This window comes from Bacillus sp. OTU530 (assembly GCF_038440375.1).
Map to the genome: position 1 here is coordinate 1 of NZ_JASATP010000191.1, position 244 is coordinate 244.

Here is a 244-nt window from a genome sequence, read left to right on the forward strand (position 1 = left end):
CATCTCGGACCGTTCCGTTAATCGTGGCCGGATTTGGGGTTAACACTGGGTTGATGATTTCCGTTTCTCCTGCCGTTAAATTCACAGACACGGTTTGGCTCGTAAAATTCTCTGCCGAAAAGACCACGTTATAGCTTCCAGGGGCAATGCCAGTTAACAGATAGCTGCCGTTTTGGTCTGTTTGGGTCGACGCGACAATTATCCCGCTGCCTTGGACGACCGTGACAACCCCGGCTCCTGCAAT

1 protein-coding gene is annotated in these 244 nt (G+C 51.6%); it reads right to left on the minus strand.

Translation table 11 applies throughout. The features are described from left to right. On the minus strand, nt 1–244 hold a 244-nt coding region (locus AAHB12_RS32065; protein WP_446715646.1), incomplete at its 3' end, for a carboxypeptidase-like regulatory domain-containing protein.